This is a genomic window from Sulfitobacter sp. GN1-4, from assembly GCF_055693825.1.
Map to the genome: position 1 here is coordinate 1,642,671 of NZ_JBVFUQ010000003.1, position 25,848 is coordinate 1,668,518.

Consider the following 25,848-nt stretch of genomic DNA (forward strand, 5'->3'; position numbering starts at 1 on the left):
GCTCAAGCCGCTTGCTCTGTGCGGTGGGCAAAGCGCTTTGTCATGCCAAAAAGGTCACGCGGATCATCCGGGTCAGCGATCAGATCGAGCATTTCACTGCGCGCACCCTGGGCCACTTTTTCGCGCAGCCAGAGCATGGCGGAGAAATCTTCAACCGCAAAACCTACGCCGTCAAAAACGGTGATCTGATCGGCGGATGTCCGTCCGGGCTGGTCGCCGGTCAACACCTGCCACAGCTCTGTTACGGGATGGTCGGGGTCCAACTGCTGAATGTCGCCCTCAATCCGTGTCTGTTCAGGGTATTCCACAAAAATGTCGCTGCGCAGCAGGATATCGCGGTGCAATTCGGTCTTGCCTGGGCAATCCCCGCCGATGGCATTGATGTGCAGGCCCGCGCCCACAAGGTTGTCTGTCAGGATCGTTTGATAGCTTTTGTCCGCCGTGCAGGTTGTCACCACGTTGGCCCCTTGCATCGCATCTTGGATTGAGGTGCAGGCGGTCAGGCCAAGGCCTTGCCCTTCCAGGTTGCCGATGCAGCGTTGGGTGGCTGTTGGATCTATGTCGAACAGGCGGAATTCGGTGATCCCGCAGACTGCGGCCACGGCAAGGATCTGGAACTCTGATTGCGCCCCATTGCCGATGATCGCGGCGCATTTGGCACCCCTTGGGGCCAGCGCCCGCGTCACCATGGCCGAGGTCGCCGCCGTGCGCAGCGCGGTCAGCAGGGTCATTTCGCAAAAAGCTCAGGATAGCCCGTCTCAACGCGGGCCAACACGCCGAAAGCGGTGACGGTTTGCAAACCCACCTTGGTGTTCGCCGGGTGGCCGTTCACGAATTTGAACGTGTAATCCACCCCATCCGAGGTTGGCATCAATTCGATCACACCAATGTTGGAATGCGACGCCACGCGCGGGGTTTTGTCAAAAGCGTCCCAGCGTTTGAAATCCGCCTCGATCATATCGGCAAGCTCGCACAGACAGCGGTGAATGCCGAGCCCATGGATCAGCGCCAGCATGTTTTCGACGCTTACGAAAGGCACCAGGGCTTTGTCCGAAGGGCCGTTCATCAATAGGTGCTTTCATAGGCGGCGCATTTCTGGGCCGTATCCATGCCTTTCACCGCCTCAATTTCGGCGGCCTTATGCGCCTCATAGAGGCTGGCAAACTCTGGCCCGAACCAACCAGTAACCGTTGGATCTGCGCGGAAGGCTGCAAGAGCGGCCTCCAATGTCTCGGGCAGGCGGACGTAGCCCCGGCTTGCCAATTCATCCGCAGGCAAAAGCGATAGATCTTCTTCGGTTGGTGCGGGGGCTTTCAATCCGTCTTCGATGCCCTGAACACCTGCATGAACAATAGCAGCCAGCGCGAGGTAGGGGGAGGCCGCTGCATCTGCGGCGCGGTATTCGATGTTGAACTGCTTTGAGATAGAGGCGGGGTCTTTGGCCGTCACTGGGCACACCCGCAGCGATGCTTCCCGGTCGCGGAACCCAAGGTTGTTATAGGCAGCAGACCAGCGGTGCGGGGTCAGGCGTTCGTAAGACACAACCGACGGGGCCGTCAGCGCCAGAATCTGCGGCAGGTATTTCAACACGCCTGCTGCGAAGCTGTCGGTCAGTTTGGACATGCCACAGGCCCCGTCCGCATCATATGTGACAGGCGTGCCGTCATCATCGACAAAGCTCATGTGGATGTGCACGCCATTGCCCACGCTTTGCACATCGCGAATGGGGGTGAAGGTGGCGGACTCTCCCAAAAAACGGGCCGTTGAGCGTGTGAGTTCCCGCAGGATGACCGCCTCATCCGCCGAACGCACGCCTTTGGCGGGGCCCACCACAACTTCGTATTGGTTGGGGCCGTACTCCTTCATGATGCTGTCCGGCTCCAATCCGTTTTCGGCCAGCACCGCCATCAGCATCTCACAAAGGCCCCGCTGCAATTCAAACCCGTCACGCCCGTATCCCTGATTTTCAATCGCGGGCGTGGCTTTAAGCTGAAATTCATGTTCGAAGGCCGAAATCAGGTGGACCCCGGCCACGTCATGAAGACGTTTCAGCGCCGCTTTCAGGATCGCGCGGGTGCAAAACGCCCATGGAGCGCCCTCCAGCGTGACGATGTCGCCCAACATGAAATGTTCAGTTGTTTCACCAAAACGCGCTTTGGCCTGGGCCGTCGCGTCAGGGATCAGGAGCAGATCGCCAAGCGCACCAAAGGGGCTTTCAGCGATTGTATCAAAGCAGGTGATTTGCACGTTTGTGGGTGTCCAACCAACGCCGCGCAGCAGACGTTTTTCCAGTTGGTCGGCAGGAAACGCCTTGCCGCGCACCTTCCCGGCGATATCAGACGTGGCGGCAAATATCAGCGGCAGGGTCATTCTTTTGTTTCCTTTGAGGTCAGGCGCAGGGGGGCTGCGGCCTGGGTGTTATCGTGGGCGCACGTGTTATTGGGAACGGAGGATTTGGGGCTGTTGCGCAGGAGAGTGCCGCCACTAAGGCGCGGTTCTTCCTGCCTCCGACTGCGGATCGGCTGAGACACGCAGCGTGATGGGGATGGCGGAGATGTTCCGACCCGTTCCTCAATCGCACAAAGCAGCGGAACGCGGTGATCCAACAACATCGCCGGAGCGTGTTTACACTCTCCACAGGGGAGCGCGACGACTGTGCTCTCGATGCCAATATCCGTCAACATGGCCACCAGAGTGGTGAAAATAATTTTCACGTCAAGATCAATTAACATCTTTTTGTAAATTTGTTTCCTATTTTCGGATGCTGCTGAAATGAACGCCACTTGGTGTCAAAGGGTGCGGACACCAGCAATTTTTGGACGACAAGGACAATGGCGTGGCCGTGCCAACAGGATCTTATCACCGTAAGATTTTCGAGGTGCTGACCCACCACGAAGATGATGTCCCGGACCTTCAGCTTCCGCCGTCGATGTTACCTGTGTCGATGAGGTGTCCTGCCAACCTGATGCCCAATAACGCCGCATTAACACTTCAAAGCTAATCGAGGCTGCATCCCAACAACGAGGCAAGGTGCTTTTGATGAAAATGATCTCACTCTGTGCGCTGGCGCTTACACTGATGACGGGGGCGGTGCAGGCAAGTCAGACGATCTCACTGCCTGAAATTCCGGGCCTGTCTGCATCTGCAGAAGAAGGGATTTTCCCAAACCTTGTTCAGGCCTTGGAGGCTGAGACAGCGCGCGACTTTGCGATCACTCTGCAGCCTTTTGCGCGGTCTATCCGCTCCGTTTCGACGGGTGAAAGTGCGGCGCATATTCCACTGCTTGATCCCGAAAACGGCTCGACACCTGGCCCGGGGCTCGTGTTTGGCACAACGCCGCTCTACCATGTCACCTTCTCAATTTACCACCGCAGCGACACGCCCATCGGTCCCAATAACCTCTCTGAGCTTAATGTCGTAACAGACATTGGTCACACGCAGGTTTTCGACTTTGAGACTGAAGGCACCAGCTGCATTCCATGTGCGTTGAAAAAGGTGGCTGCCGGGCGCGGGGATGCGGTGATCTTTGCGACCGTTGTTGTCGACGGCACGATTGAGGCGGAGGGGATCGAAGGTCTGGCTAAGATCCCCTATGGCCGTTTTCCGGTGAAGTTCGTGCTGCAAGACGGGAATGCAGAGCTTGATCAAATCCTGGGCGACGGTATCAGGTCGCTGGAGGCGAGCGGTCAGCTACAGGCGATCCTGGGTCCGCTGATGGAGTAGGCGTTTGGCGTGTCCGCCTTTGGAGGGGACACGCCTTGCCGCAGGGGATCAGTGGCGGGCGTTACCTAGGCCGCAAACGCCCGGGCTGTCGGTGGTGGCATACTTCGCCCGGGCGCAGCCCCTTCCGTGCGAAGCAGCCCCCGCTTTGGGCAATCAGACCAAAGCGATGTCATCCATCACCCCGGTCAGCTGTACCAGGAACGCGCCGCTGTCCACTTGGATGGCATCTTCATAAAGCGCATCCGTCGCAGATACCGCATTGTCAAAGCTGTCCGCCTGGTCCCGGACAAACAACGTCATGACGTCAGCCGCGCTGTCGACATCAGACATCCCGTGCACGACCGCAAAATGCATGCCCACGTCTGTCTTTGCTTCGAGATAGGCTTGATCAGCGGCTTGCAGTGCGATGAACTCTGCGTCGCTTCCTGGCGCAGGCTCTGCCTTGGCACCGCGCAGCACTTCAAGAATAAACTGATCCCGCGTGACCCCTCCGCTGTCGAGGGTGTTGGCCCAGAAGGTCAGCCCGCCTTCGTCCGGTGTCCGGCCAAGCACGTTGTTGTAGACCGCTGTGGCAAATTCAAGCGCGCTCAATCCGGCTGGATAGGTCTCTTGGGTTTCGGGTTGCTGCAAGAAGTCGGCGGCAATCTCTTCCAAAGTCAGGCCATCGGCATAAACCGATCCCCAGAAATTCAGCCCGATCGCATCTGGTGCGCGGTTGAAATAGGCGATGTAGAGTTCGACAAATATGGTGATTTCTTCGACACTCAGGTCCGCGATGCCGGTTTGTGACGCCAGGTTGAAGGTCTCGCTCCCCATGTCGAAGGACAGGAATTCCACGTTGCTAAGCGTATCCTGGCCGTCGCCATCGCTTGCTCTGTCTGTCAGCGTGGCTTCGCCCTCAGCGATCTCCAGCGTGTAGCGGCTTTGCGGGCCTGCATAATAGGCCGTGTCAGAGGCACCAGCCCCTCCATCAATCACATCGTCATCCGCGCCGCCGGACAACATGTCATTGCCGTCCCCGCCAAAGATCTCGTCCGAGCCAGCGCCACCTGACAACAAATCGTCGCCCGCTTGGCCCGCCAGACCGTCATCTCCGGCCAATGCCACGATGTAGTCCGCGAATGCCGTCCCCGTCAGAGAAGGATCTTCTGCGGTGCGTGTTTGGCCGCTTTCGGTCAGAAACTCTCCAAAGACGCCAAAGGCCTTGTCATCCAAATCCGGTGTGCGCGCGTAATCCGTTTCCCCAACTGTGATGGGCTGACCGCTCCATAAATCCAACAGCGGATCGTCGGTCACGCCGCTCAGCATGGCCCAGTAAAGACCTTGGTTATGCTCCGCCCCAAATCCGAACTGATCCAGCAAGCCGCCCTCTTTTTGCGCGGTCATAGAGACATTGGGCAGATCCACGGGCGTCAGTTCGTTAAAGAAATGCAGGTTGTCATTCAGCGCACCGTTCGGTGACAGCGGCAGCTCGGTTGGGTTTTGCTGGTCAAAGGTGACGGGATCATTGGTGAATGAAAGGCCAATGTAGTTGCCCGGCGCATTCAGTCCCGTGATCTGGCCGTCCCCGTCAGTGTTGACCATACGCGGATCGACCTGCAGCTGCAGACCTTTTGCGCTGTAGGGGTCGCTCAGCACGTCGGGGTGCACGCCAGCTGACGCGATGGAGACCACGGTCAGATCCACGCTTTCATCCAGGCGGTGGGCATCGGCCAACATAAACAGATCAGCTGTTGTCCCGCCCAGGCTGTGACCCGAGACAACCAGCTTTTCAACGCCGTTTGCCGGGTCATTTGCGTAAGCCAAGGCTGCGTTGATCAGCGGACGCATCGCCTCATAATAGTGATACTGCCCATTGCCGGTGAAGGCCTGGCCAAAGAGGGCATCAATCAACTGATCATCCGTGCCCCGAAAGGTCAGCGCCAGGGTGCGTTCTCCATCAGGAGAGGTGCCCAAAGACAACAAACCCTGGGCCGAGAAAGGCTGCGTTAACGACAATTCATCCGGGCTGTCGCCACGGAACAGACCGCCTGCGCCCCAATCAACTTTGTTGGCCTCACTCGTCAGATACCCCCGGCTGGCCAGGGCCCCGGGCGAGACAAGCTGCCAGCCGACCTGATCGAGATAATCATCGTAAAGGTCATCAATGCCGTTGGCGCGGTCCGTGTCGCGATAAGCCTCGGGGATGTTGTCCTTGCCGTAAACCGCGCGCGCCATAAAGGCACCAACCTCAACCTCCCAAGCGGCGTTGCTGATGTCTTTGTCGCCACCACTGAACTGATCATTGTGAAACTGTTCGCTCCAGGTGTTGTTGTCGGTGCTGTGCTCCAGCTCTGCACCGCTCAGCTCCACGGTGAAGGTCTGTGGATCTCCGTCGGGCAGTTCAAAAGAAAACTCCTCCCACCAGCCGATGTTGGGCACCAGACCGCCAAGCAGGACATCGGTGCCGATGGCTTGCCCATCCAGCAGATAGGTCACGTTAATGGGCCCAACCAACGGGTTCCACAGTGCGTCGCCTTGGTTTTCGATAAAGCTGCGTACCGTCACTTCGCTGCCCGGTTGCCATGTGCTGAAGATCTGCACATCGCCCACCACCACATCCGGGCGCGGATCGCTGATCTCAAAGGTTTCGGTGCGGGTGTTGTTGGACGAGATCCTGATCCCGCGCCGCATTCAGGATGCGCACTTCAACCTCGTTGGCACCGCCCTGATCAAAGACGGTGGCGTCGGTTTCGTAGTTGACGCGGTTCCCGCCCAAGCCGCCGGGCAGGATGCTGCGCCCCACTTCTTCGCCGTTCACCAGGTATTGCAGGGTAAAGGGGTCAGACCGCTGATCGCCGGTATTCTCAACCCAGGTTTCAATGATCACCGGCAAGCCAACAGACCGGACGCCTGCCAAATCAATGTCACGGATCGACAGCTCAGGCGGGGCGTTAAAATCCACCCAGACTTCCATGTAATTCAGGTCAAGCGAATGGCCGACCTCGTTGTCCACCACCAACGCCCAGTTGCCATTGACCCGGTTGCCATCCAATCCGAAGTTAATGGATGAAATCAGATCGTCACCCCAAAAGCTGATGTCGTAATCATTGCTGCGGTCGCTGTCGTTGCCATCATCCTTGTCCCGTCCGAACCCATCGAAGTTGTAATAAATCCGGTTCAATTCACCGTCCGGAGATTGGATCCACATGTCCACATCCCCAAGATCAAACGCCTGGCCGCCATTGTGATCGACGTGCAGGCGGAAACGCACCGTTTCCACTTCGGCATTCAACGGATCACCTGATGGATTGAAGTACGTGTAGCTGCGCCCCTCAGGGATCGTCAGATCGCCATTTCGTTCGTCTTCATAATCGTCATTAAAATATGCGGTGCCCATTTGGGTTCTCCAAAAAATCCAGAAGCTATGCGCCCAGACTACGCAATGACACCGGCTAAGGTTATAGGGTTGATCCCCTAATTGGGCGGGCAGGCCTTAGGGTATTTCCCCTATATCTGTCTGTTTTACAGTATTTTTCTTGACGAACCGGGGGTTCAGGGTGTCGCTTGATCCCATGTGGACACTCCGCCTTACCGTTTTGATCGCTCTCTTTGTGGCTCTGCCCGGCCTTGTGCTGGCGGATGTGAAGGCCTGCGCACCGGCTGAGGTGTCGCGCAGCCTTGATGGGCCCTTGGATCTTGGCAGCCATGCTTGCGTTTTCGCCGATCAGAACCGGCAACTGAGCTTGTCGGATGTACTGTCCCCGCAAAGCGATGCCCTGTTTGAGCCAGTTCCAGGCGGGCTGATTGATTTCGGCTTTGGCACAGCGCGCTATTGGGTCAGGGTCGATGTGCACAACGCAGACACCACAGCGGGCACCTGGTGGATCACCCATGACATCCCGGTTGCGGATGTTCTGAAAGTCCACCTTGTGGGGGAAAACGCGCCCGCCCCTGAGACCTTGCTGACGCTCACCTCAAGTGATCCCTTTGGCGGGCGGCAAATCCCCTACCGCCACCTTGTCTCGGCTGTGCCGCTCGCGGCGGGCGAAACCGCGCGGATCTACATCGAATACGTCACCGATCAAGCGACAGAAATGCCGCTGTTCATTGAGACTGTCCCCGGCTTTTTCGCCCGGACCCAAGACATCACTGTGCAGATCATGGCGTTGACCGCGCTAATCCTGGGAATGGGCGTCATTTCCACGACCTATCTCTATGGATTGGCAGGCAAACAGGCGTTTATCTACGGGGCTTATGTGCTGAGCGGCGGGCTTTTACTGGTCCATATGGAAGGCTATGCGTTCCAATACCTTTGGCCCGCAGCACCCGGATTTAACCAATTTGCGCTGGCCATTCTGGCGCTTGTGTCGATCTCTTTGGGGTTGCTGTTTGTGCGCAGCTTTACCCAGACGGCCAAATACAACCCGTCCCTGAACCGCTTTGCCCTTGGCACCATCCTTTTGTTCGCGCTGATTGCGATGCTGATACCGTTCTATATCAGCACCTTGTGGTACAAGATCACCTTCCTGGTCGCCGTCATCGTTGCCACGCTTACCCAGGTGACGCTGGCGGTTGTGGCGTTCCGCAGGCGGGCATCGGGTTCCTTGATGTTGCTCATCGGGTTTGGGCTGCTTGCGGGATCGTTCATCTTTGCCGCTGTTGGATATCTGACCGAAGGCCTCTTTCAGCAAGAGGTGGCAGGTGCCGTGATGCGCGGCGGGTTTTTGGCAGAAGCGCTGGCGTTCTCGGCTGCGATTGCCTTGCGCATCCGTTCAGCCGTGCGCGAACGCGACGCATCACTGCGCGCACAGCTGCAGCTATCCCAAGACCGGTTGCATCTTTCTGAGGCCCTGCGCCGGGCAGAAACGGACCGGCAGAAGGCGTCAGAGATCGCGCAGCAATCCCGTCAGGCGCTGGCCAGTGCGGCGCATGATATCCGCCAACCCTTGGCCTCCATTCAAATGGCGCTTGAGGGGGGCGAGGCGGCCAGAGGGCGGATAGAAGGCAGTCTGGCTTATCTTGACGGTATCCTGCGCGCCAGCCTCGAAGACAGCATGCAGCCCCTTGGATCAGGTCAGGAAGATCCGCCGCAAAAGGGCGCGTCAGAGGTCTTTTCCGCTCAGATCATTCTGCAAAACCTCGGATCAATGTTTCAAACGGATGCGGCAGGGCAAGGCACCGATTTGCGGATTGTGCAAAGCACGGCCCAGATCATGGCCGATCCGCTGTCACTGATGCGGATATTGGGCAACCTCGTCTCCAACGCTTTGCGGCATGGGCAGGCAGAGAAGGTGTTGGTCGGCTGTCGCCGAACCCCGGAGGGGATCAGGTTTGAAGTGCATGACAACGGCATCGGCATGAGCGATCAAATGCGCGCCGCATCGCTGGAGCCCGGCACCAAAGGGGAGGCCTCAGAAGGGCACGGTCTGGGCCTGTCCATCGCCAAGGAGTTGACGGAGAGTCATAGTCTGGGGTTTGATCTGGCGTCCCAGCAAGGGCAGGGGACAGTGGTGCGGGTGACGGTGCCGACAACCAATGTCGGCACCCCGTATGTCGCGCAGACGTCAAAGGTGGCACAGGCTTCATGATTACAGCCAACGCGGTGATCGCAGATGATCACGGGATGATACGCCAGGGCATCCGTCAAATCCTGACCTCCGTCGGGGTTGAGGTCGTGGCCGAGGCTGAGAACGGGTTGGAAGCGATTGCCATGGTGCGCAGCCACCGTCCCGCTCTTTTGACGCTCGACATTGCGATGCCCTATGCGCGCGGGATTGAGGTTTTCGGCGAGGCACGCCGCTGGTCACCAGATACGCGGATCATTGTCTTTTCCGGCATGACCTCAACCGGGCTTTTGTCTGAACTGGAGGCCGCTGGCGCGGATGCGATTTTTCTCAAGCGCGAGTCGCTCACTGAATTCGCCGATGCCATCCCCCGTGTCCTGAACGGAGAGCGGATCTTGGGCCCCGGCATAGATGAGCTCTTGGCCGGGCATCAATCCACGGACAGTCTCACGTCGCGTGAGCGGCAGATCCTCAGCCTGGTCACCCAAGGGCTGACCAATAAGGAAATTGCAGAACGTTTGGGTGTCAGCCTGAAAACGGTCGACAATCACCGCACAAATCTGATGCGCAAGGTCGGCGCACATTCAGCGGCAGATCTTTTGACCTATGCCATGCGCGAAGGGCTGCTGGACGCCAACCGAGAGGTTTAGAGGTCGGCCGGTCTGTGCCTGCCGTAGGGGCAGCTGGGGTTGCTTACATTATGAAGCTGGCGAATGCTGTGTTGTAGGTTAGGTTCAATGTCCTAGCCGCCCGATTGGCACGTCTTCGCAAAAATGAGGTTTCCACATGACATCACCCACCAAAGTCCTGACACTGGGGCTGGCATCCGCTTTGACCGCGACGACCCTTTCTGCGGAAAACCGAATTGATGTGGTGCGTCCTGACGCGCCCGAGCTGGCCGCGCATGGTGAATTTGCTGTCGGCGTGCGCACCTATACGCTCAGCGATCCGGGCCGCATTGATGTATTGAACGTCACAGAAGACGCGATCCCAACCTATGACCGTCCACTCACCGTAGAAGTCTGGTATCCAGCCGCCGAAGGCACTGAGGCTGGCACCGTCTACGAAACGGTCACCCGCGCGCCCTCCGTCGCCACCCAATTGCAGGGCATGGCCGCACGCGACGCTGATCCGGTGAGTGAGGGAAGCTTTCCCGTCATCCTGATTTCACACGGCTATCCTGGCAACCGTTTCTTGATGAGCCATCTTGGCGAAAACCTGGCATCCAAGGGTTATGTGACGGTGAGTATTGATCACACAGACAGCACCTATTCGGATCAGGCTGCCTTTGGCTCAACCTTGTTGAACCGCCCGCTGGATCAACGTTTCGTGTTGGACCAGATGGGCGATGCATCGGTCATCGGCGAAGACATCGCGGCGATCACGGATGCGCAAACGGCAGGGCTTATCGGGTATTCGATGGGCGGCTACGGGGCGCTGATTTATGGCGGTGGCGGGGTCACGCAAGCCTCAACCGAATATGCTTGGGGCACGCCGCGCGGGTTGCTGGCTGAGCACCTTGCCGGCTCTGACACCCATGCGGCGCTTACGGATGATCCACGCCTTAAGGCTGTGATTGCCATCGGCCCTTGGGGGCGCAACACCGGTTTTTGGGACAGCACCGGTCTGGCCGGGTTCAGCCGTCCGTTGATGTTGATGGCGGGCAGTGTTGACGATGTTTCCATCTATGCGGCGATGCGGGGGATTTTTGAAGAAACCACCGGCACAGACCGCCATCTGCTGACCTTCAATCACGCCAACCACAATGCCGCCGCCCCCATGCCTGCGCCGAAAGAAAGCTATGCGCCGGTCGAAGGGTTGGATTTCGTCCCCTTTGAGCATTACGCCGATGCGGTCTGGGACAACGTGCGCATGAACAACATCACTCAGCATTTTGCCACCGCTTTCATGGATCTGCATGTCAAAGGGGAGGCTGGCAAAGCGGCGTATTTCGATCTGGTGCCAGCAGCAGATGACGGTGTGATTTCGTTGAACGAAGACGGCACACCCAAAGAAGACCACAGCTATTGGGCGGGTTTTGCGCCGCGCACCGCGGCAGGCCTGCGGTTTGAAAGCAAGTCAGCGGGCGAATAGGCGTTCAAAGGGCAGCCGCGGGGCGAACATAGATGTTGGCAATTGAAAACGTCCAGGACTACCCCCGGCCGCCTGCGCTTGAGCGCGTTGCGCAAACGCTGCGTGTTGAATTGAACGGGGCGGTTGTGGCTGAAACAACCTGTGGGTTTCGTGTTCTCGAAACCCACCACGCACCTACCTATTACTTCCCACCCAGTGATGTTTTGGCCGGACTGCAGGCCGCTGCGGGCCGGTCGTTTTGCGAATGGAAGGGCATCGCGTCTTACTGGGATGTGACGGTCGCCGGTGTTGCGACCAAGCGCGCTGCCTGGAGCTATCAAGGCCCGACGCCCGCGTTTGAGCCGATTGCAGATCACCTGGCGTTTTATGCCACGTCGTTTGATGCCTGTTACGTGGGCGCTGAGCCTGTGCGGCCACAACCGGGCGATTTCTACGGTGGCTGGGTCACAGATAACCTGCGCGGGCAGATCAAAGGGGCGCCAGGCACCGAAGGCTGGTAGCCCGGCCTGGTGGCTCTTGCGCTGCGGTGGCGGTTACGTCTCACTACGGGCGAAGCAAAGGGTCGCTACGCGCGCTTATCTGCCATTGACCCCACGGGACCATAAAGCCCGCTTCGTTTGACAAAACTTGGCCTTGTGTTAATCGTTTAACCGCCATCTTTGCTGGTCCTCGATAAGGCCAAGCAACTGCGGAAATTGCGAAAGGGTTAGCCCGTGGACAAACAGAGCGCGCAGCATTTCATCGGGGTCGATGTCGGCACTGGCAGCGCCCGGGCTGGCATATTTGATGCCGCAGGCGCATTGATCGCTAGCGCCAAGCGAGACATTGAGATCTTTCGCATGGACGGCGACATCGTTGAGCAATCCAGCGACAATATCTGGGACTGCGTCTGCGCGTCTGTGCGTGATGCGATGGCGCAAAGCGGGCTGGCACCTGCGCAGATTGCTGGCTTGGGGTTTGACGCGACCTGTTCGCTGGTGGTGTTGGACCGATCTGAAAGACCGCTCACGGTCAGCCCGTCAGGCGCGCCAGATCGCAACATCATCGTCTGGATGGACCACCGCGCAACCGACCAAGCGGCGCGCATCAACGCGACAGGCCACCGCGTGCTGGACTATGTGGGCGGCACAATCTCACCTGAGATGGAAACGCCAAAGCTGCTCTGGCTCAAAGAAAACATGGCCGAGAGTTTTGACGCGGCGGGCGATTTCTTTGACCTGACGGATTACCTGACCTGGCGCGCCACCGGTGACCGGGCGCGATCTGTGTGCACGGTGACCTGCAAGTGGACGTATCTGGCCCATGAGGGCGCTTGGGACGCCAGCTTTTTTGAGACGATTGGGTTGGGTGTGTTGGCCCAGGAGGGGTTCCAGCGGATCGGCAGCACCATCGTGGATCCCGGCACAGCGCTTGGTCAGGGGCTTACGGCCCAAGCGGCGCAAGACCTGGGGCTGGTGCCGGGCACCGCCGTGGCTGCGGGGCTGATAGATGCGCATGCGGGCGGTGTTGGCACAGTGGGCGCACGTGGCGCATTCGAGGGGCCGACCGCGCGCCTGGCCTATGTCTTTGGCACCTCCGCCTGCACCATGTCGTCCTCAGTTGAGCAAGCCTTTGTGCCGGGGGTTTGGGGCCCGTATTATTCCGCCATGGTGCCTGGACTTTGGCTGAGCGAGGGCGGCCAATCCGCCGCTGGCGAAGCCATCGCCCATCTTGTCAAATGCCACCCCGCCTATCCAGAAACCGCCGCCCGCGCAAAGGCAAACGGGCAGCACATCCTCGATTATCTGCTGGGCATGATCAACGCTGCTGATGCCACCCCCTTGGCCTTGGCGGGCGGCATGGTGGTGGTGCCCGAGTTTTTGGGCAACCGTGCGCCTTTTGCTGATCCGGGGGCAAGGGCGATCATCGCAGGCCTGGATCTTGATCCCAGCGAAGCGGCATTGGCGGGTCTTTACGTCGCGGGGCTTTGTGGTTTGGGGTACGGCCTGCGCCAGATCGTGATTGTGCAGGCGCAAAACGGTGTCACACCGGAACTGGTCGTGATCAGCGGCGGGGCCGGGGCCGACCCCGTTGTGCGCCAGCTTTTGGCGGATGCGGCGGGCATTCCCTTTGCCGCGCCCGGATCAGAGGAGCCGGTGCTGCTGGGTTCAGCCATCTTGGGGGCGGTGGCCGCCGGTGCGCACAAGGATCTGACACAGGCGATGGTGGCCATGTCGTCTCTGGGGCAGATCTATGCGCCGCAGGCGGGGGCGACAGCTGAACGCCATGCTCAGCGGTTTGCCGTCTTTGAGGCGTTGCAAGCCGCCGCGCGCTTGAACGGCCCCCCTGCATAGCAGACCCTAAAGCGCTTCGGCTTTGACCAGCGAATGCACATCCTCAACGCGGGCGGTGTCCAGATCATCCTCAGAGATGCCGAAATCCTGATCCATCAGGTCTTCGATCCCGCGCACAAGCGCCAGCGCATCCAACCCATAATACCGCATCAGATAGGGGCGCGATCCGCCGTGCGCATAGGTGTCTTTCAAACCAAGCCGCACAAGACGTTTGCCCACCCCCGCATCGGCCATCGTTTCCGCGACAAGCGATCCAATACCGCCTTCGGTGACGTGGTTTTCCAAGGTGACGACGCCATGTTTGATACTGCCGATGTGATCAAGAAGCGCGCCCGCATCAAAGGGTTTGATTGTGTGCAGGTGCAGATGCCGGATGGACAAGCCCGCCTTGGCGAAGGCCGCGCGGGCGCGCATCGCTTCTTCGGTGCAGATGCCAGCGGTCACGACCAGAACGTCATCGCCTTCGGATAACACCCGCATCTCTCCAACCTTGATTGGCGTATCAAAAAGGCGGGGCACAGACCCGCGCAGCACCCGGCACCACACAGGCCCATCAATGTTGTCGGCGGCTTCGCAGATCGATTCAACCTCAGTCGCATCGCCGGTTTCCAGGATGGTCATGTTGGGAATGGAGCGCATCACACTGATGTCTTCGATGGACTGGTGTGTCATGCCGCCGGGCGTGGTGACACCGGGCAAGAACCCCATCAGACGTACTTTGCGCCGTGGGTAGGCAACAGAAGCCATCAATTGATCATAAGGTCTGCGGTACATGAAAACGCCAAAGGTGTGGATGAACGGGCGGTAACCCGCCAGGCCCAGCCCACCGGCAAAGCTCATCATGTTTTGCTCAGCCATACCAAGCGACAGGAACTGATCGGGGTGGCGGTCGCGAAAGCCGTCGATTTCGCAAGAGGACGTAAGGTCTGCTGACAGGCAAAGGATGTCCGGGTTGCCAGCGGCGAAGGTTTCGAACGCAGTGGCGTAGGGGCGGTTGACCATTTCTACCATGGTATCTCTCCTCAATGGTCGTAGGCGACAGGGGCGACGCCCAGGTCTGCTGCGATGGATGTGTTAAAGCGCGCGCGTTCGTCTTCGGATTTGAACCGGACGTAATGCAGCCTGGGAAAGCGTTCTTCCAAGATGGACATGCTATGGAACGGGTTTGTGCGCGCCAGGATGATCAGCGGTTTGCCGTCGTGCTGTGTATCTGCAGCCTCACGGATCGCGCCCAGATCATGGCCATCCACTTCAACGCAGGCGGCACCAAAGTTGCGGAACTTGGTCGCAATGTCACCGACCTCCATGACCGATGACATGGCACCGTCACACTGCTGGTCGTTCACATCCATGATCGCCTTCACCTCAACCCCGTGGTGGGCGCAGGCCTGAACAGCTTCCCAGGTTTGGCCCTCTTGCACCTCACCATCTGACATAAAGACCCAGGTGCGCCCGGTGTCGCCCCGCCTCTTACGGCCCCAGGCCAGGCCAGCGGCTGTGGACAGGCCAATGCCCAGGGTCCCGTTGTGAACCTCCATCCCCGGGGAGTGTTCCGCGCCGATCATTTCGACCGATGAGCCATCTTGGTTGAACATCTCCAACCCTTCGGGGGCCATGCGGCCGGTTTCAATCAATGTGGCGTAGGCGACCAGAGCGTAATGCGCAGGTGCAATGAAAAGCCGGTCATACTCAGGTGCCGCAGGCCCGTTATAGCCCGCACCCGTGTGGTAATCGGCATTGGTGGGCGAGGGCACGCCAGCAAAGTCCTTAGGGATCATCGGCAGCGTCGGTTCCCCCAGATGGAGCGCCTCGTTGTAGAGCCAGGCAAGTTGTTCGGCTGCTGAGCACGCCTGGCTGAGATAGCCGCCGTTGTTGCGAATGGAATGCTCAAAAACCCTCCGCCGAATGCCCAGGGCTACCTCTTGTGTTGTGCGTTCATTTCGCATGATGCGCTCCTCGCTGATTTACATATGTCAATATTTAGGTCATATGATAAAATCAAGTGGCTTTGGTCAGACGAGATTTGAGATGCCTTACACCGCGTCCCATTGGGGGTCTTACACGTTTGAAGAGGGCGGACCGCTTGTGCCGCTCGCGGATGATCCTTTGCCCTCCCGCATTGGGCGGGGCTGGCTTTCGGCTGCACAAGATAAAAACAGCCGGATTTTGACGCCCTGCGTGCGCAAGGGCTGGCTGGCCCAAGACGCAGGCGCAGGACGCAACGACGACAGCTTTGTCAGCGTTTCCTGGGATCAGGCCTTTGATCTGGTCGCCAAAGAATTGACGCGCGTGCGGGGCGTCCATGGCAACGGGGCGATTTTCGGCGGCTCTTACGGCTGGTCCAGTGCGGGCCGCTTTCATCACGCCCAAAGCCAGCTGCGACGGTTCCTGAACTGCATCGGCGGCTATGTTGGCGCGCGCAACACCTATTCGCATGCCGCAGCGGAGGTTCTGTTCCCGCATGTTTTAGGCATGCCGCAGCGCGAGGTGCAGGATGGCATCACCAGCATGGGCGAGGTGGCTGAGCATTGTGAGCTGTTGCTGTCGTTTGGAGGTATTTCCACCCGCACAGCGCAGATCACCTCATCGGGTGCCAGCCGTCATGAGGTGGGCGCGTGGCTTGAGACCCTCAAGGCGCGGGGCACACGGGTTGTGCTGGTCTCTCCTATTGGGACGGACACGCCGGGGGCTGAGTGGATGGCGATCCGGCCTGGGACCGATACCGCCTTGATTCTGGCGCTGTGTCACAGGCTGGTGGTGGACGGGCAGGCAGATCAGGCGTTTCTGGACCGCTATACAAGCGGCTGGCCCGCCTTCCGGGCCTACCTTCTGGGAGAGAAGGATGGCATTGCGAAAACAGCAGAGTGGGCCGCGCTGATCTGCGACATCAACCCGGCTGCCATCCGTGCACTGGCCTCTGATCTGGCACGCAAGCGCAGCATGGTGTCCGTGGCCTGGTCCCTTCAGCGCGCCGAACATGGGGAGCAGCCGGTTTGGGCGGCGCTGGCCCTTGCGGCAATGCTGGGCCAGATCGGCAAACCCGGCACCGGATTTGCCTTTGGCTATGGATCCACCACCCCTGTGGGCAGACCCACGCGGTTGATCCCATGGCCGTCTTTGCCGCAGGGGCAAAATGCGGTGGATGATTTTATCCCCGTCGCCCGGATTGCGGATATGCTTTTGCACCCGGGTGGCGCGTATCGCTACGATTGCAAGGACAGAACCTATCCCGATATCCGCTTGGTCTATTGGGCGGGGGGCAACCCGTTTCACCATCATCAGGACCTGCGCCGGCTTGAGCAGGCTTGGACACGACCCGAAACCGTCATCGTGAATGACCACAGTTGGACAGCCACAGCGCGGCGCGCTGACATCGTACTGCCCGCGACCACACCGTTGGAGCGGCATGACATCATGGCAAACCGGCGCGACCCCAGCTTGATCTGGATGTCACCGGCGATGGCCCGGATTGGCGAGGCGCTGAATGATCATGACATCTTTTGTGGCATCGCGGCCCGTATGGGCGCGCTTGAGGCCTTTACCGAAGGGCGCAGCGCGGATGATTGGCTGCGGCTGCTTTGGGCGCAGTCCCAAGGCGTGGCCCGCGAGCATGGGTTTGACCTGCCGTCGTTTGAAGATTTCCAAAGCACCGGACGCTTTGACGTGCCGAACGCGGTTCAGCACAGGCGGCTGATGGCGGGCTTCGTCCAAGATCCAGATGGCAACCCGCTGCGCACTGAAAGCGGCAAGATCACCCTTTTCAATGACCAGCTTGCCAAGGCAAATCTGGTGGGGTGCCCCGGCCATCCGACATGGATCGAACCGGTTGAAGGTCTAGCAAGCGCACCGGCTGGCGCGCTGCATCTGATTTCGGGGCAACCCGACACGCGTCTGCACGCTCAGAACGACCGGGGTGCTGAGTCCTTGCGCAGCAAAATCAAGGGGCGTGAACCGGCGCAGATACATCCCGATACTGCCGCAGATCTCGGGCTGGCCCAGGGGGATATTGCCCGGCTGTATAACGAACGGGGGGCCTGTCTGGTTGGCATTACCCTGCAACCGGAGATGCGCCGCGATTGTATCTCACTGCCGACGGGGGCCTGGTACGATCCGCAGCACGTTGCAGGGGCGTTCCTTGAGGTGCACGGCAATCCCAATGTGCTGACGCGTGATGTGGGGTGTTCGGAACTGTCACAAGGCAACACCGCGCATTCGACATGGGTGCAGGTTGAGAAATGGGAGGCCGCCTTGCCACAGCTGACCATAGGCAGCCCCCTAAGATCGAAACCTATGAAGAAGGAGGGCAGGCATGAGCGGTTTGTGGATCGGTCTTGATGTCGGAACGACAGCGGTAAAGGCCGCGGCCTACCGGGCGGATGGCACGTGTCAAAGCATGGCCCAGGCCGACAGCCACGTGATCCAGCGCGCGGATGGGGGCAGTGAGCAAGACATGAACACCGTCTGGGAAACGGTGGCGCAGGTTCTGGCAGAACTGGCCCGCGACATCGACGTCTCGGACGTGTTCTCAATCGGTGTGGCGGCGCAGGGAGACGGGTTTTGGGCCGTGGATGCGCAGGGTGCTCCGTTAGCGCCAGCAATGCTTTGGAATGACACCCGCGCCGGAGAGGATGTGGAGCATCTGACGCAAACGGGGGCCGCTGCAACCGTGGGCCGTGGATGCCATACGGCGCTTTGGGCGGGCACCTCTGGCGTGCTGTGGCGCTGGTTGCGCGCACATGAGGCTGCGGCGGCGGCCCGCGTGACGCGGGTGATGACCTGCGCAGATTGGGTGGCCTACAAGCTGACCGGCGCATCGGCCGTAGATTGGTCCAACGCGGCCATCCCGTTTCTGGATTTCAGCACACGGTCCTACAGCCCCGCACAATTGGCCGCCCTGGGATGCGAAGATCTTTCGGACAAACTGGCGCGCCCCCGCAGCGCGGCAGAAAGCTTGGGCGGACTTAGCCCAGAAGCGGCCCAACTGACCGGTTTGGCTGAGGGCACGCCGGTCTCAGTGGGCACGCTAGATCTGGGGGCGATGATCGTCGGGATGGGCATGGATAAAGCCGGTCAGACGATGATGATCATGGGCACCACCGCCGTGATCAGCATCCTGACGGATGATCTGCACCCCACGGGTGACCCCATTGGTGCTGCGGTCTTGCACCCAACAGCTGAGGTCGCAATCAAGGTCTTTGCCCCCACCAGCGGCGCATCAGCCCTTGATTGGTTCAACAGCCTGCATCCGCAAACATTGGGCGGCGACACTCCGGGTGAGACTGCGCAAAAGCTCAGCGCAATGGTGCGCGCGGTGCCGCCGGGCGCTAACGGCGTGACCTTCTTGCCCTACCTCAGCGGCGAGCGTGCGCCCTTCGTGGCCTCTGACGTCCGGGCCGCGTTTCACGGCCTGAGTGCGGCCACCACCACCGCAGAAATGGGCCGCGCCGTTATGGAGGGTGCGGCCTTCAGCCTGCGCCACTGCTTTGAGATGCAGGGCGGCTTGCCAAGCCTGCCTGTGCAGCTCACCGGAGGGGGCTCCAAAAACGATGTCTGGTGCCAGATCATTGCCGATATACTCGGCCAGGAGGTGCTGGTCAGCGATGCCTCTGATCAGGGGCTTTGGGGCGCTGCCTGCATTGGTGCCGCCGCAGCCCAGCTGGGCGACCCCGTGGCCCTGGCAAAACGGGAAACAACGCTCAAAACCTACGCACCGCAGCCCCAAGCCCACCAATCCTATGAGCACGCCTATGCGCGCTATGCCCTTCTGTCGCAGATCGCACGTGAAACGCGGGCAAAGCTCAGAAAACTACAGGAATAAAGATATGACAAAGATGATGAACGCCGCCGTCTATCATGCGCTGGATGACATCCGCATCGAACAACGCCCCGTGCCTAAGATTGGCCCGGGCGAGGTGCTGCTTAAGATGCTGGCCTGCGGATTATGCGGCGGCGAAACGATGGCGTGGTATAAATCCGAACCCAAGGTTCTGGGACATGAACCTATCGGAGAGATTGTTGAGATCGGTGCCGGTGTTGCTGACTTCAAAGTGGGCGACAGAGTGTTCGTCAATCACCACGTCGGACGCGTTAATTCACATCTGTCACGCCGGGGGCATTTCACGCGTGATCCTTTCTACAAACAAATGAAGCTCGATCCCGGCGGGGTCTGCGAATACTACCGCGTCACCGCGCAGCATTTGGCGATGGATGCGCATGTCTTGCCGGACAGCATCTCAACCGAAGCGGCAGTGACGATTGAGCCATGGTCTTGCGTGCTCTCGGGGCTCAAGGTGTCGCACATTCAGCCTGGCGATACGGTCGCGGTAGTGGGTGCTGGATTTATGGGGCAGGGCTTTGTCCATTTGGCCCCGCTGTTTGGCGCAGGCAAAGTGGTGGCGCTGGATTTTTCTGAGTGGCGGTTGGACCGGGCCCGCGAATTTGGTGCCACGCATACTATCAACCCAAAGGCAGAAGATGCGGTCAAAGCCATGCGCGCACTGAATAACGGGCGGCTGGCCGACACGGTGATCGTGATCGCGCCCTTTGCCTCGGCCTGGGAACAGGCGTTGGCGCTGGTTGAGGTTGGGGGGTGCCTGCATCTTGGCGCGCCCTTGCCGCCGGACACGGATTGGGTGCGCGATGGCAATGCCGCCTATTTCGATCAGATCACGGTCACCTCGCGTTATTCGTCCGATCACACCGACACCTACAGCTACATTCGCCTGTTGGAGGCCGGGCGCATCAAAGCGGACGCCGCAATTTCGCACCGGTTTGGCATCGCGGACGCGGCGGCGGCCTTTCAAATGCTGGTAGAGGCGGAAAAATCCCTGAAAATCGTGATCTACCCCGATCAAATCCCTGCGGAGGCTCAGTAATGCTGGAAGCGCTGAAAGAAGAAGTGTGCGAGCAAAACCATGAGCTGCCCCGCAACGGGCTTGTCGTTGGATCGGGGGGCAATGTGTCGGGACGTGATCCTGAGACGGGGCTTGTTGTGATCAAACCCTCTGGCGTGAAGTTTGCCAAGTTGACCCCAGACACGATGGTGGTTGTCGATCTTGATGGCACCGTCATCGAAGGGCAGATGAAACCCTCCGTCGATACTGGCGTGCATCTCTATCTCTACCGGCACCGTGCGGACGTGCGCGGCGTTTGTCACACCCATTCGCCCTATGCCTCCAGTTTTGCGGCCAGGGGTGAACGGATCCCGGCAGTGTTGACGCCGATCACGCATATCCTTGGCCGCGATGTGCCCTGTTCGCGCTATGCCACACCTGGCGAAGTGGACACCGGGGCCGCCATCCTGGAAGCCGCCGAAGGGGGCATGGCTGCTTTGGTGAAAGCCCACGGTGTCTTTACCATGGGCAAATCCGCAACCGAGGCGACCTCAATCGCGATGTATCTGGAAGAAGCCGCGATGACGACACATCTTGCGATGTTGCGCGGTCCAGTAGAAGAGTTAAGCCAGGAAGAGATTGACCGCTGTTATGCCTGGTTCCAGCAGAACTATGGTCAGAGCGGACAGAAGAAGGTTAATGCCTGAAAAAACCTCTCAAAAGGATGTATCGCTTGGCATCGGTGCTGAAAAGGCGGCGCAGCTGTCCAATGTGTCCTTGCTTTATTACGGCGAAGGCATGACGCAAAGCGATATTGCCAAGCGCATGAAGGTCAGCCGGGCCACGGTTGTGAACATGCTGCGCGAAAGCCGCGCGCTGGGCATTGTCGACATTCGTGTCGATGGCAGGCACCTCAAAGGCTCTGACCTGGCGCGGCGGTTGTGTGACAAATACCAAATCGCCGACGTCTACATCGCCCAAAGTGCAGCCGACGGGCAGACCGTGGCGCGCGCTGACGCTTTGGTCCAGGTGGCGCGTGTGGCCGCAATGGCCATCCTTGATCTGGTGGCCCCCGGTGACCGGGTTGGCGTCGCCTGGGGAGAGACGATCATGGCCGTGGCCAATGCGCTGCCACGAAACCCGGTGCCAAAGGTTCAGGTGTGCCAACTTATTGGGTCGATGATTTCTGATCGCGTCCCCGCGTCGGAACAATGCACCATCCAAATCGCCGAACGGCTGGATGCCGCAGCTTGCTATACGTTGCACGCCCCGGGGTTGGTGTCGTCTGCAAGCCTTGCAGGTACGCTGCGCGCTGAGCCTGCGATAAAGGCGCAGCTGGCCCGGTTGGGACAGCTTGATATGACGATCGCATCCATCGGACATGTCAACACCGACACCCATCTGGCGGCAGCAGGCATGGCTTCTGAGTCGGATCTTGAAGCCGCGCAAGCGGCAGGGGCGGTCGGCATCCTGTGCTGTCGGTATCTGAATGCCAATGGTGACCCGCTTGAGCTGCCCCCACAGGAACGCTTGATCGCCGCGAGCCTGGCGGATTTGCGTGCTGCGAAAAAGCGGCTGTTGGTTGTCTGCGGCACGGACCGGCGGGCGGCCACGCAGGCCGCGCTTAAGGCAGGCTGTGTGACGCATCTCTGTGTCGACAGGGATCTGGCAAAGGCGCTGCTGGATGACTGAGACACCACGCCAAAAGACCAGCTGCTGCCCCCCACCGGTTGCCCGTAGTCCCATTGTCCGACAGGCCTTGCCGGGGGTGTCAGACGGGGCGCTGGATATCCCTTGCACCGATATTCCAGGAGGAACGGCGCTGATCGGGACAGATGCGCCGGTAATCCTTGAAGATGCCGAAGGCCCGCTGCGCACAAAACGCCTCAAACCCTTCCGCATGGCGCAAACCGCTGTGACGAATGCACAATTCGCGGCCTTTGTGGAGGATACCGGATATGTGACAGATGCCGAAAAGTTCGGCTGGTCCTTCGTTTTTCATACGCAAGTACCCCAAGCCGTCGGACCCACCGCGGCGATGCGGGATATTCCTTGGTGGCGGCGGGTTGATGGTGCCTATTGGCGCGACATTCACGGGGCCGCATCGGTGCTGGCGCAGGATTTGCCGGATCACCCGGTGGTGCATGTCTCATGGCATGATGCGCGTGCATTCGCTGCGTGGTGCGGCGGGCGGCTGCCAACGGAGGCCGAATGGGAACATGCGGCGCGGGCAGGGCAGGGGGATGTGCGGTTTCCCTGGGGGGATGCGGAGCCCGATGACCATGAGCATTTCCCCTGCAACATCTGGCAGGGCCGTTTTCCTGATGTCAACACAGGGGCAGATGGCCACATCACCACGGCCCCCGCCAAGAGTTTTGAGGCCAATGGATATGGGCTCTATAACCTGTCGGGGAACACCTGGGAGTGGACCGCAGACCCCCTCGTGATCCGCTCCCAACGCAAAGCGGCGCGCCAGCGCCAGGCGGCGATGCGGGGCTATAAGGTCGCCAAAGGTGGGTCGTTCTTGTGCCACAGAAGCTATTGCTACCGCTACCGCATTGCGGCGCGCAGCGGCAATTCACCTGACAGCGCCACAACCCATATGGGGTTCAGAGTAGTCTGGGACAGGCCCAGCTGATCAGGCCCAGCTGATCAGGCCACACCCTCTTCCAGCCCCAACCGCGCCAGTTGTTCTGGCGGGTAGCCTTCTTCGTCCATCAGTTGACGGATGAGTGACAGCATCCGCGCACGGTCCTGGGGTGCGGTCTGCCACAGGTTGCTTTCCTGCGCGGGATCCTCAGCGCGGTGGAATAAGAAGTTCTCCAAGCTGCGCGGATCAACCTTCATCGGCGTTTTCCACATCGGCAGGTCCACAGACGGGTCGAAATAGCCCTGATCCACGGGTTTGTTCGGCGGCTTGCCCAGCCTGCCGTCGACCGGGTTGTCCACGATCAAGGGGCGGAAAATATTGGTTGAATACATGAACAACGGTTGATCGGGATGTGGTGCCTTCATCACCGTCCAAGTGCCATCGGTGGCGCAAATGCCCTGACCAAACGTGCCGTAAAGCAGCGCATCGCGCGGTGACGGCGCGCCATCCGCGATCATCGGCAAAAGCGACCGGCTGTGGCGGTTGCTCTCAGGCAGGGGAACACCGGCGGCGTCAATGATTGTGGCAAAAAGGTCCACCGTCTGCGTCAACCCCGCGACGTGCCGCCCATTGCCGGGCACCTTGGGGTGCCACACCAGCAACGGGATATTGGCGTGGCTGTCAAAATGCGGGTGCTGTTTGCCAAACGCACGCCGCTCGCCCATGTCGTGGCCATGATCGGTGGTAAAGATCACCATCGTGTCGTCCCACAGGTGAAGATCATCAAGCTTGTCCAGCAGCGTGCCGAACCATTTGTCCATCATGGTCAGCTTGCCCATGTATTGCGACTTGAGAAACGCAAGCTCAGCGTCACTGGTTTGATCCATAAAGGCGTCAAGGTCATCATAGACCTGGTAGGGGGGCCAGATGTTGAATTCGTTTTTGCTGGCCCCTTCGGCGTACATGCTTTCGTAAGGTTCGGGGACGTGGAACGGTTCATGCACGTCAAAGGTTTCCACGTGCATGAAGAACTTGCCTTTTGCAGCGTGTTTGTCCAACCAATCGCAGGCCCCGCCAAAGGTTTGCGCGGCAAAGAACTGATCATCGCTCTGCCAGTCTTTGGTGTTGGCGTAATATTGGCCAATGTGTTCGGGGGCGCGGAACTCTTCCACCTTTTTGACCCAGGCCGGTTTGTCTTCGTTTGGATCCATGGGCTGCCAATGATCCACCTCATAGCCGCGGATCATTTCGGTGGTGTCGTAGCTTTGGATGTAGCCGTTCGCCTCTTCTTCCCAGTAATGATAATGGTCCGTGACGATATGCGTGTGATATCCGCCCTTGCGGACCTCAGCAGGCAGGCGCGGGTCAAAGACCTCAAGCGATCCCCAGGGCCGCCACATGAATTCCTTGCGCCCCGCGATCAGTTCCCGTCTGGCCGGCATGCAGGGCAAAGAGCCGACAAAGTGGTTGTCAAAGACCTGCGCGCGCTGGGCAAAGCGGTCAATGTTGGGGGTGTCGCAGGCGCTTTCCGGGTCATAGCAGCGCAGGGCATTGCGGGTCAGACTGTCAACAAGCACCAGGATGATATTCATAAATCACGTCTCATTCTGCATCAGCGCCGCACCTGCGGGCCCGGTTTTGGTCGAGGCCCGGGGGATCAGCGTGGCGGCATGTGTCACGCTTGTCGGCGGGGATGTTTCGCCCTCAATCCGCCGCATCAGCCGGCCCCAAGCGGTTCTGGCCACATCATCCACCGGCTGCGCCACGGTGGTGATTGGCGTTTTGCGTGCCGTCATCCAAAGCGAGTCGTGAAAGCCCAAAAGCAACACATCACTGGCCACTTCCAACCCCAGTTCAGCAAAGGCTGAAAGCGAGGCAAGGGTTGTGACATTGGTCAATCCAACAACGGCATCCGGGCAGGGGGCCGCTTTTAGGTGCTTTGTGAGCTTTGCCGCCCCCAGCGCCGGGTCGGCACCAAGCTCAAGCACATGGGCCGTCACAGACGGCACCTCATCCATCCCACGCAGACGTTCTTTCAAAGACAGCAAAGATGCATCACCCGCCAGGGCCAGAACCGATGTGACGCCTTGTTCTGCAAGATGTTGCGCGGTGATGCGGCCAGAGCCAAAGTTGTCCACGGTTACGGTATCAAAAACTGTAGGGCTTGGGTTGATCCGGTCCACAGCCACAACGGGCGTATCTTCCAGATCCCGGATCACATCCTCTGGCACGTCTTCGCGGCAGGGGGCCAGGATCACGCCTGCAGGCCGCCACGCCATCAAGGAGCGGATGCGCAGCGCTTCCACCTCCTGGTCATTGCCTGAGGACGACACAATCAGCTCATACCCCGCTTGGCGCGCCTGTTGCTCTAGCAAGGCCACCAGCCGGTTCAAAAACAGGTCTTCAAGGTCCGGTACGATAACGGCGACGATGTTCGCTTTGCCGGACCTGAGCTGAGATGCAACCCGGTCAACAGAATACCCCAGCTCATCTGCGGCCTTGCGCACGCGCTCAGACAGATCCGTATTCACCCGCCGCTTGCCGGAAAACACATGCGACACCGTCGCTGTCGATACCCCAGCAAGAGACGCCACATCCTTAATGGAGGGCCGTTTGTTGCGGGGTGTGTTCATCGCGGCGAGGCTCGCTTGTTAATCGTTTTGCAGTTCAATAATGCCGAACTTTGTGCGTGATGCAAGTTTTGCCTAAATTACAGCATATGCGCGCAA

20 protein-coding genes and 1 pseudogene are annotated in these 25,848 nt (G+C 59.5%); 12 read left to right on the forward strand and 9 right to left on the reverse strand.

The window, feature by feature from the left end; translation table 11 throughout:
* Positions 1 to 2: 2 nt before the first annotated feature.
* The 3 genes and pseudogenes from ACZ1HM_RS08610 to ACZ1HM_RS08620 all read right to left on the reverse strand — a co-directional run bounded on the left by ACZ1HM_RS08610 (position 3) and on the right by ACZ1HM_RS08620 (position 2,783).
* Positions 3 to 1,066: pseudogene (locus tag ACZ1HM_RS08610) on the reverse strand (ornithine cyclodeaminase).
* A complete protein-coding gene (locus ACZ1HM_RS08615) occupies positions 1,066 to 2,370 on the reverse strand; it encodes a glutamine synthetase family protein (RefSeq protein ID WP_472742408.1) in 1,305 nt (434 codons plus the stop codon). The pseudogene ACZ1HM_RS08610 and the gene ACZ1HM_RS08615 overlap by 1 nt, the downstream one beginning before the upstream one ends.
* Positions 2,367 to 2,783 carry a hypothetical protein gene (locus tag ACZ1HM_RS08620; protein ID WP_472742409.1) on the reverse strand — a complete coding sequence of 139 codons (417 nt, stop codon included), beginning with the start codon at positions 2,781 to 2,783 and terminating at the stop codon, positions 2,367 to 2,369. The genes ACZ1HM_RS08615 and ACZ1HM_RS08620 overlap by 4 nt, the downstream gene beginning before the upstream one ends.
* Positions 2,784 to 3,039: 256 nt before the next feature.
* On the opposite strand from ACZ1HM_RS08620, the gene ACZ1HM_RS08625 reads away from it, so the two are divergent.
* A complete protein-coding gene (locus ACZ1HM_RS08625; RefSeq protein ID WP_472742410.1) occupies positions 3,040 to 3,723 on the forward strand; it encodes a type 2 periplasmic-binding domain-containing protein in 684 nt (227 codons plus the stop codon).
* Between the two features lie 153 nt (positions 3,724 to 3,876).
* Here ACZ1HM_RS08625 and ACZ1HM_RS08630 read toward each other — a convergent pair whose 3' ends face one another.
* Positions 3,877 to 6,396, reverse strand: coding sequence for a DUF4214 domain-containing protein (locus ACZ1HM_RS08630; RefSeq protein ID WP_472742411.1), 2,520 nt, complete (start codon positions 6,394 to 6,396; stop codon positions 3,877 to 3,879).
* Positions 6,344 to 7,102 carry a hypothetical protein gene (locus tag ACZ1HM_RS08635; RefSeq protein WP_472742412.1) on the reverse strand — a complete coding sequence of 253 codons (759 nt, stop codon included), beginning with the start codon at positions 7,100 to 7,102 and terminating at the stop codon, positions 6,344 to 6,346. The genes ACZ1HM_RS08630 and ACZ1HM_RS08635 overlap by 53 nt, the downstream gene beginning before the upstream one ends.
* 175 nt (positions 7,103 to 7,277) lie before the next feature.
* Between ACZ1HM_RS08635 and ACZ1HM_RS08640 the strand changes: the two genes are divergently transcribed.
* From ACZ1HM_RS08640 to ACZ1HM_RS08660, 5 genes are all read left to right on the forward strand, one after another.
* The gene (locus tag ACZ1HM_RS08640; protein ID WP_472742413.1) at positions 7,278 to 9,293 is read left to right on the forward strand and encodes a sensor histidine kinase; all 2,016 of its coding nucleotides are present in this window, start codon (positions 7,278 to 7,280) and stop codon (positions 9,291 to 9,293) included.
* A complete protein-coding gene (locus ACZ1HM_RS08645) occupies positions 9,290 to 9,919 on the forward strand; it encodes a LuxR C-terminal-related transcriptional regulator (protein ID WP_472742414.1) in 630 nt (209 codons plus the stop codon). Before ACZ1HM_RS08640 ends, ACZ1HM_RS08645 begins: the two co-directional genes overlap by 4 nt.
* A 136-nt stretch (positions 9,920 to 10,055) precedes the next feature.
* Positions 10,056 to 11,363: an alpha/beta hydrolase family protein gene (locus ACZ1HM_RS08650; RefSeq protein ID WP_472742415.1), complete on the forward strand. Its 1,308-nt coding sequence runs from the start codon at positions 10,056 to 10,058 to the stop codon at positions 11,361 to 11,363.
* A 32-nt stretch (positions 11,364 to 11,395) separates the two neighbouring features.
* Positions 11,396 to 11,863 (forward strand): DUF427 domain-containing protein, encoded by a 468-nt coding sequence (locus ACZ1HM_RS08655; RefSeq protein ID WP_472742416.1) that lies wholly within the window; start codon positions 11,396 to 11,398, stop codon positions 11,861 to 11,863.
* 213 nt (positions 11,864 to 12,076) lie between these two features.
* Positions 12,077 to 13,696 carry an FGGY-family carbohydrate kinase gene (locus tag ACZ1HM_RS08660; protein ID WP_472742417.1) on the forward strand — a complete coding sequence of 540 codons (1,620 nt, stop codon included), beginning with the start codon at positions 12,077 to 12,079 and terminating at the stop codon, positions 13,694 to 13,696.
* A gap of 6 nt (positions 13,697 to 13,702) precedes the next feature.
* Here ACZ1HM_RS08660 and ACZ1HM_RS08665 read toward each other — a convergent pair whose 3' ends face one another.
* Both ACZ1HM_RS08665 and ACZ1HM_RS08670 read right to left on the reverse strand, forming a co-directional pair.
* Entirely contained in the window at positions 13,703 to 14,707 is a 1,005-nt protein-coding gene (locus ACZ1HM_RS08665; RefSeq protein WP_472742418.1) for a transketolase family protein, read from the reverse strand.
* A gap of 11 nt (positions 14,708 to 14,718) precedes the next feature.
* Positions 14,719 to 15,642 (reverse strand): transketolase, encoded by a 924-nt coding sequence (locus ACZ1HM_RS08670; RefSeq protein ID WP_472742419.1) that lies wholly within the window; start codon positions 15,640 to 15,642, stop codon positions 14,719 to 14,721.
* An 82-nt stretch (positions 15,643 to 15,724) separates the two neighbouring features.
* On the opposite strand from ACZ1HM_RS08670, the gene ACZ1HM_RS08675 reads away from it, so the two are divergent.
* The 6 genes from ACZ1HM_RS08675 to ACZ1HM_RS08700 are packed head-to-tail and all read left to right on the forward strand — an operon-like array spanning position 15,725 to position 23,167.
* Complete coding sequence (locus ACZ1HM_RS08675) at positions 15,725 to 18,031, forward strand: molybdopterin-dependent oxidoreductase (RefSeq protein WP_472742420.1); 2,307 nt, start codon at positions 15,725 to 15,727, stop codon at positions 18,029 to 18,031.
* Entirely contained in the window at positions 18,006 to 19,514 is a 1,509-nt protein-coding gene (locus tag ACZ1HM_RS08680) for an FGGY-family carbohydrate kinase (RefSeq protein ID WP_472742421.1), read from the forward strand. The genes ACZ1HM_RS08675 and ACZ1HM_RS08680 overlap by 26 nt, the downstream gene beginning before the upstream one ends.
* A 4-nt stretch (positions 19,515 to 19,518) precedes the next feature.
* On the forward strand, positions 19,519 to 20,571 hold the full coding sequence (locus ACZ1HM_RS08685) for a zinc-binding dehydrogenase (protein WP_472742422.1): 1,053 nt from the start codon (positions 19,519 to 19,521) through the stop codon (positions 20,569 to 20,571).
* Positions 20,571 to 21,236 carry a class II aldolase/adducin family protein gene (locus tag ACZ1HM_RS08690; RefSeq protein ID WP_472742423.1) on the forward strand — a complete coding sequence of 222 codons (666 nt, stop codon included), beginning with the start codon at positions 20,571 to 20,573 and terminating at the stop codon, positions 21,234 to 21,236. The genes ACZ1HM_RS08685 and ACZ1HM_RS08690 overlap by 1 nt, the downstream gene beginning before the upstream one ends.
* The gene (locus ACZ1HM_RS08695) at positions 21,229 to 22,221 is read left to right on the forward strand and encodes a sugar-binding transcriptional regulator (RefSeq protein ID WP_472742424.1); all 993 of its coding nucleotides are present in this window, start codon (positions 21,229 to 21,231) and stop codon (positions 22,219 to 22,221) included. The genes ACZ1HM_RS08690 and ACZ1HM_RS08695 overlap by 8 nt, the downstream gene beginning before the upstream one ends.
* Positions 22,214 to 23,167, forward strand: coding sequence for a formylglycine-generating enzyme family protein (locus ACZ1HM_RS08700; RefSeq protein ID WP_472742425.1), 954 nt, complete (start codon positions 22,214 to 22,216; stop codon positions 23,165 to 23,167). Before ACZ1HM_RS08695 ends, ACZ1HM_RS08700 begins: the two co-directional genes overlap by 8 nt.
* A gap of 14 nt (positions 23,168 to 23,181) precedes the next feature.
* Here ACZ1HM_RS08700 and ACZ1HM_RS08705 read toward each other — a convergent pair whose 3' ends face one another.
* Positions 23,182 to 24,711, reverse strand: a complete 1,530-nt coding sequence (locus ACZ1HM_RS08705; protein WP_472742426.1) for a sulfatase — start codon at positions 24,709 to 24,711, stop codon at positions 23,182 to 23,184.
* A 3-nt stretch (positions 24,712 to 24,714) separates the two neighbouring features.
* Positions 24,715 to 25,752: a LacI family DNA-binding transcriptional regulator gene (locus ACZ1HM_RS08710; RefSeq protein ID WP_472742427.1), complete on the reverse strand. Its 1,038-nt coding sequence runs from the start codon at positions 25,750 to 25,752 to the stop codon at positions 24,715 to 24,717.
* Positions 25,753 to 25,848: the final 96 nt, after the last annotated feature.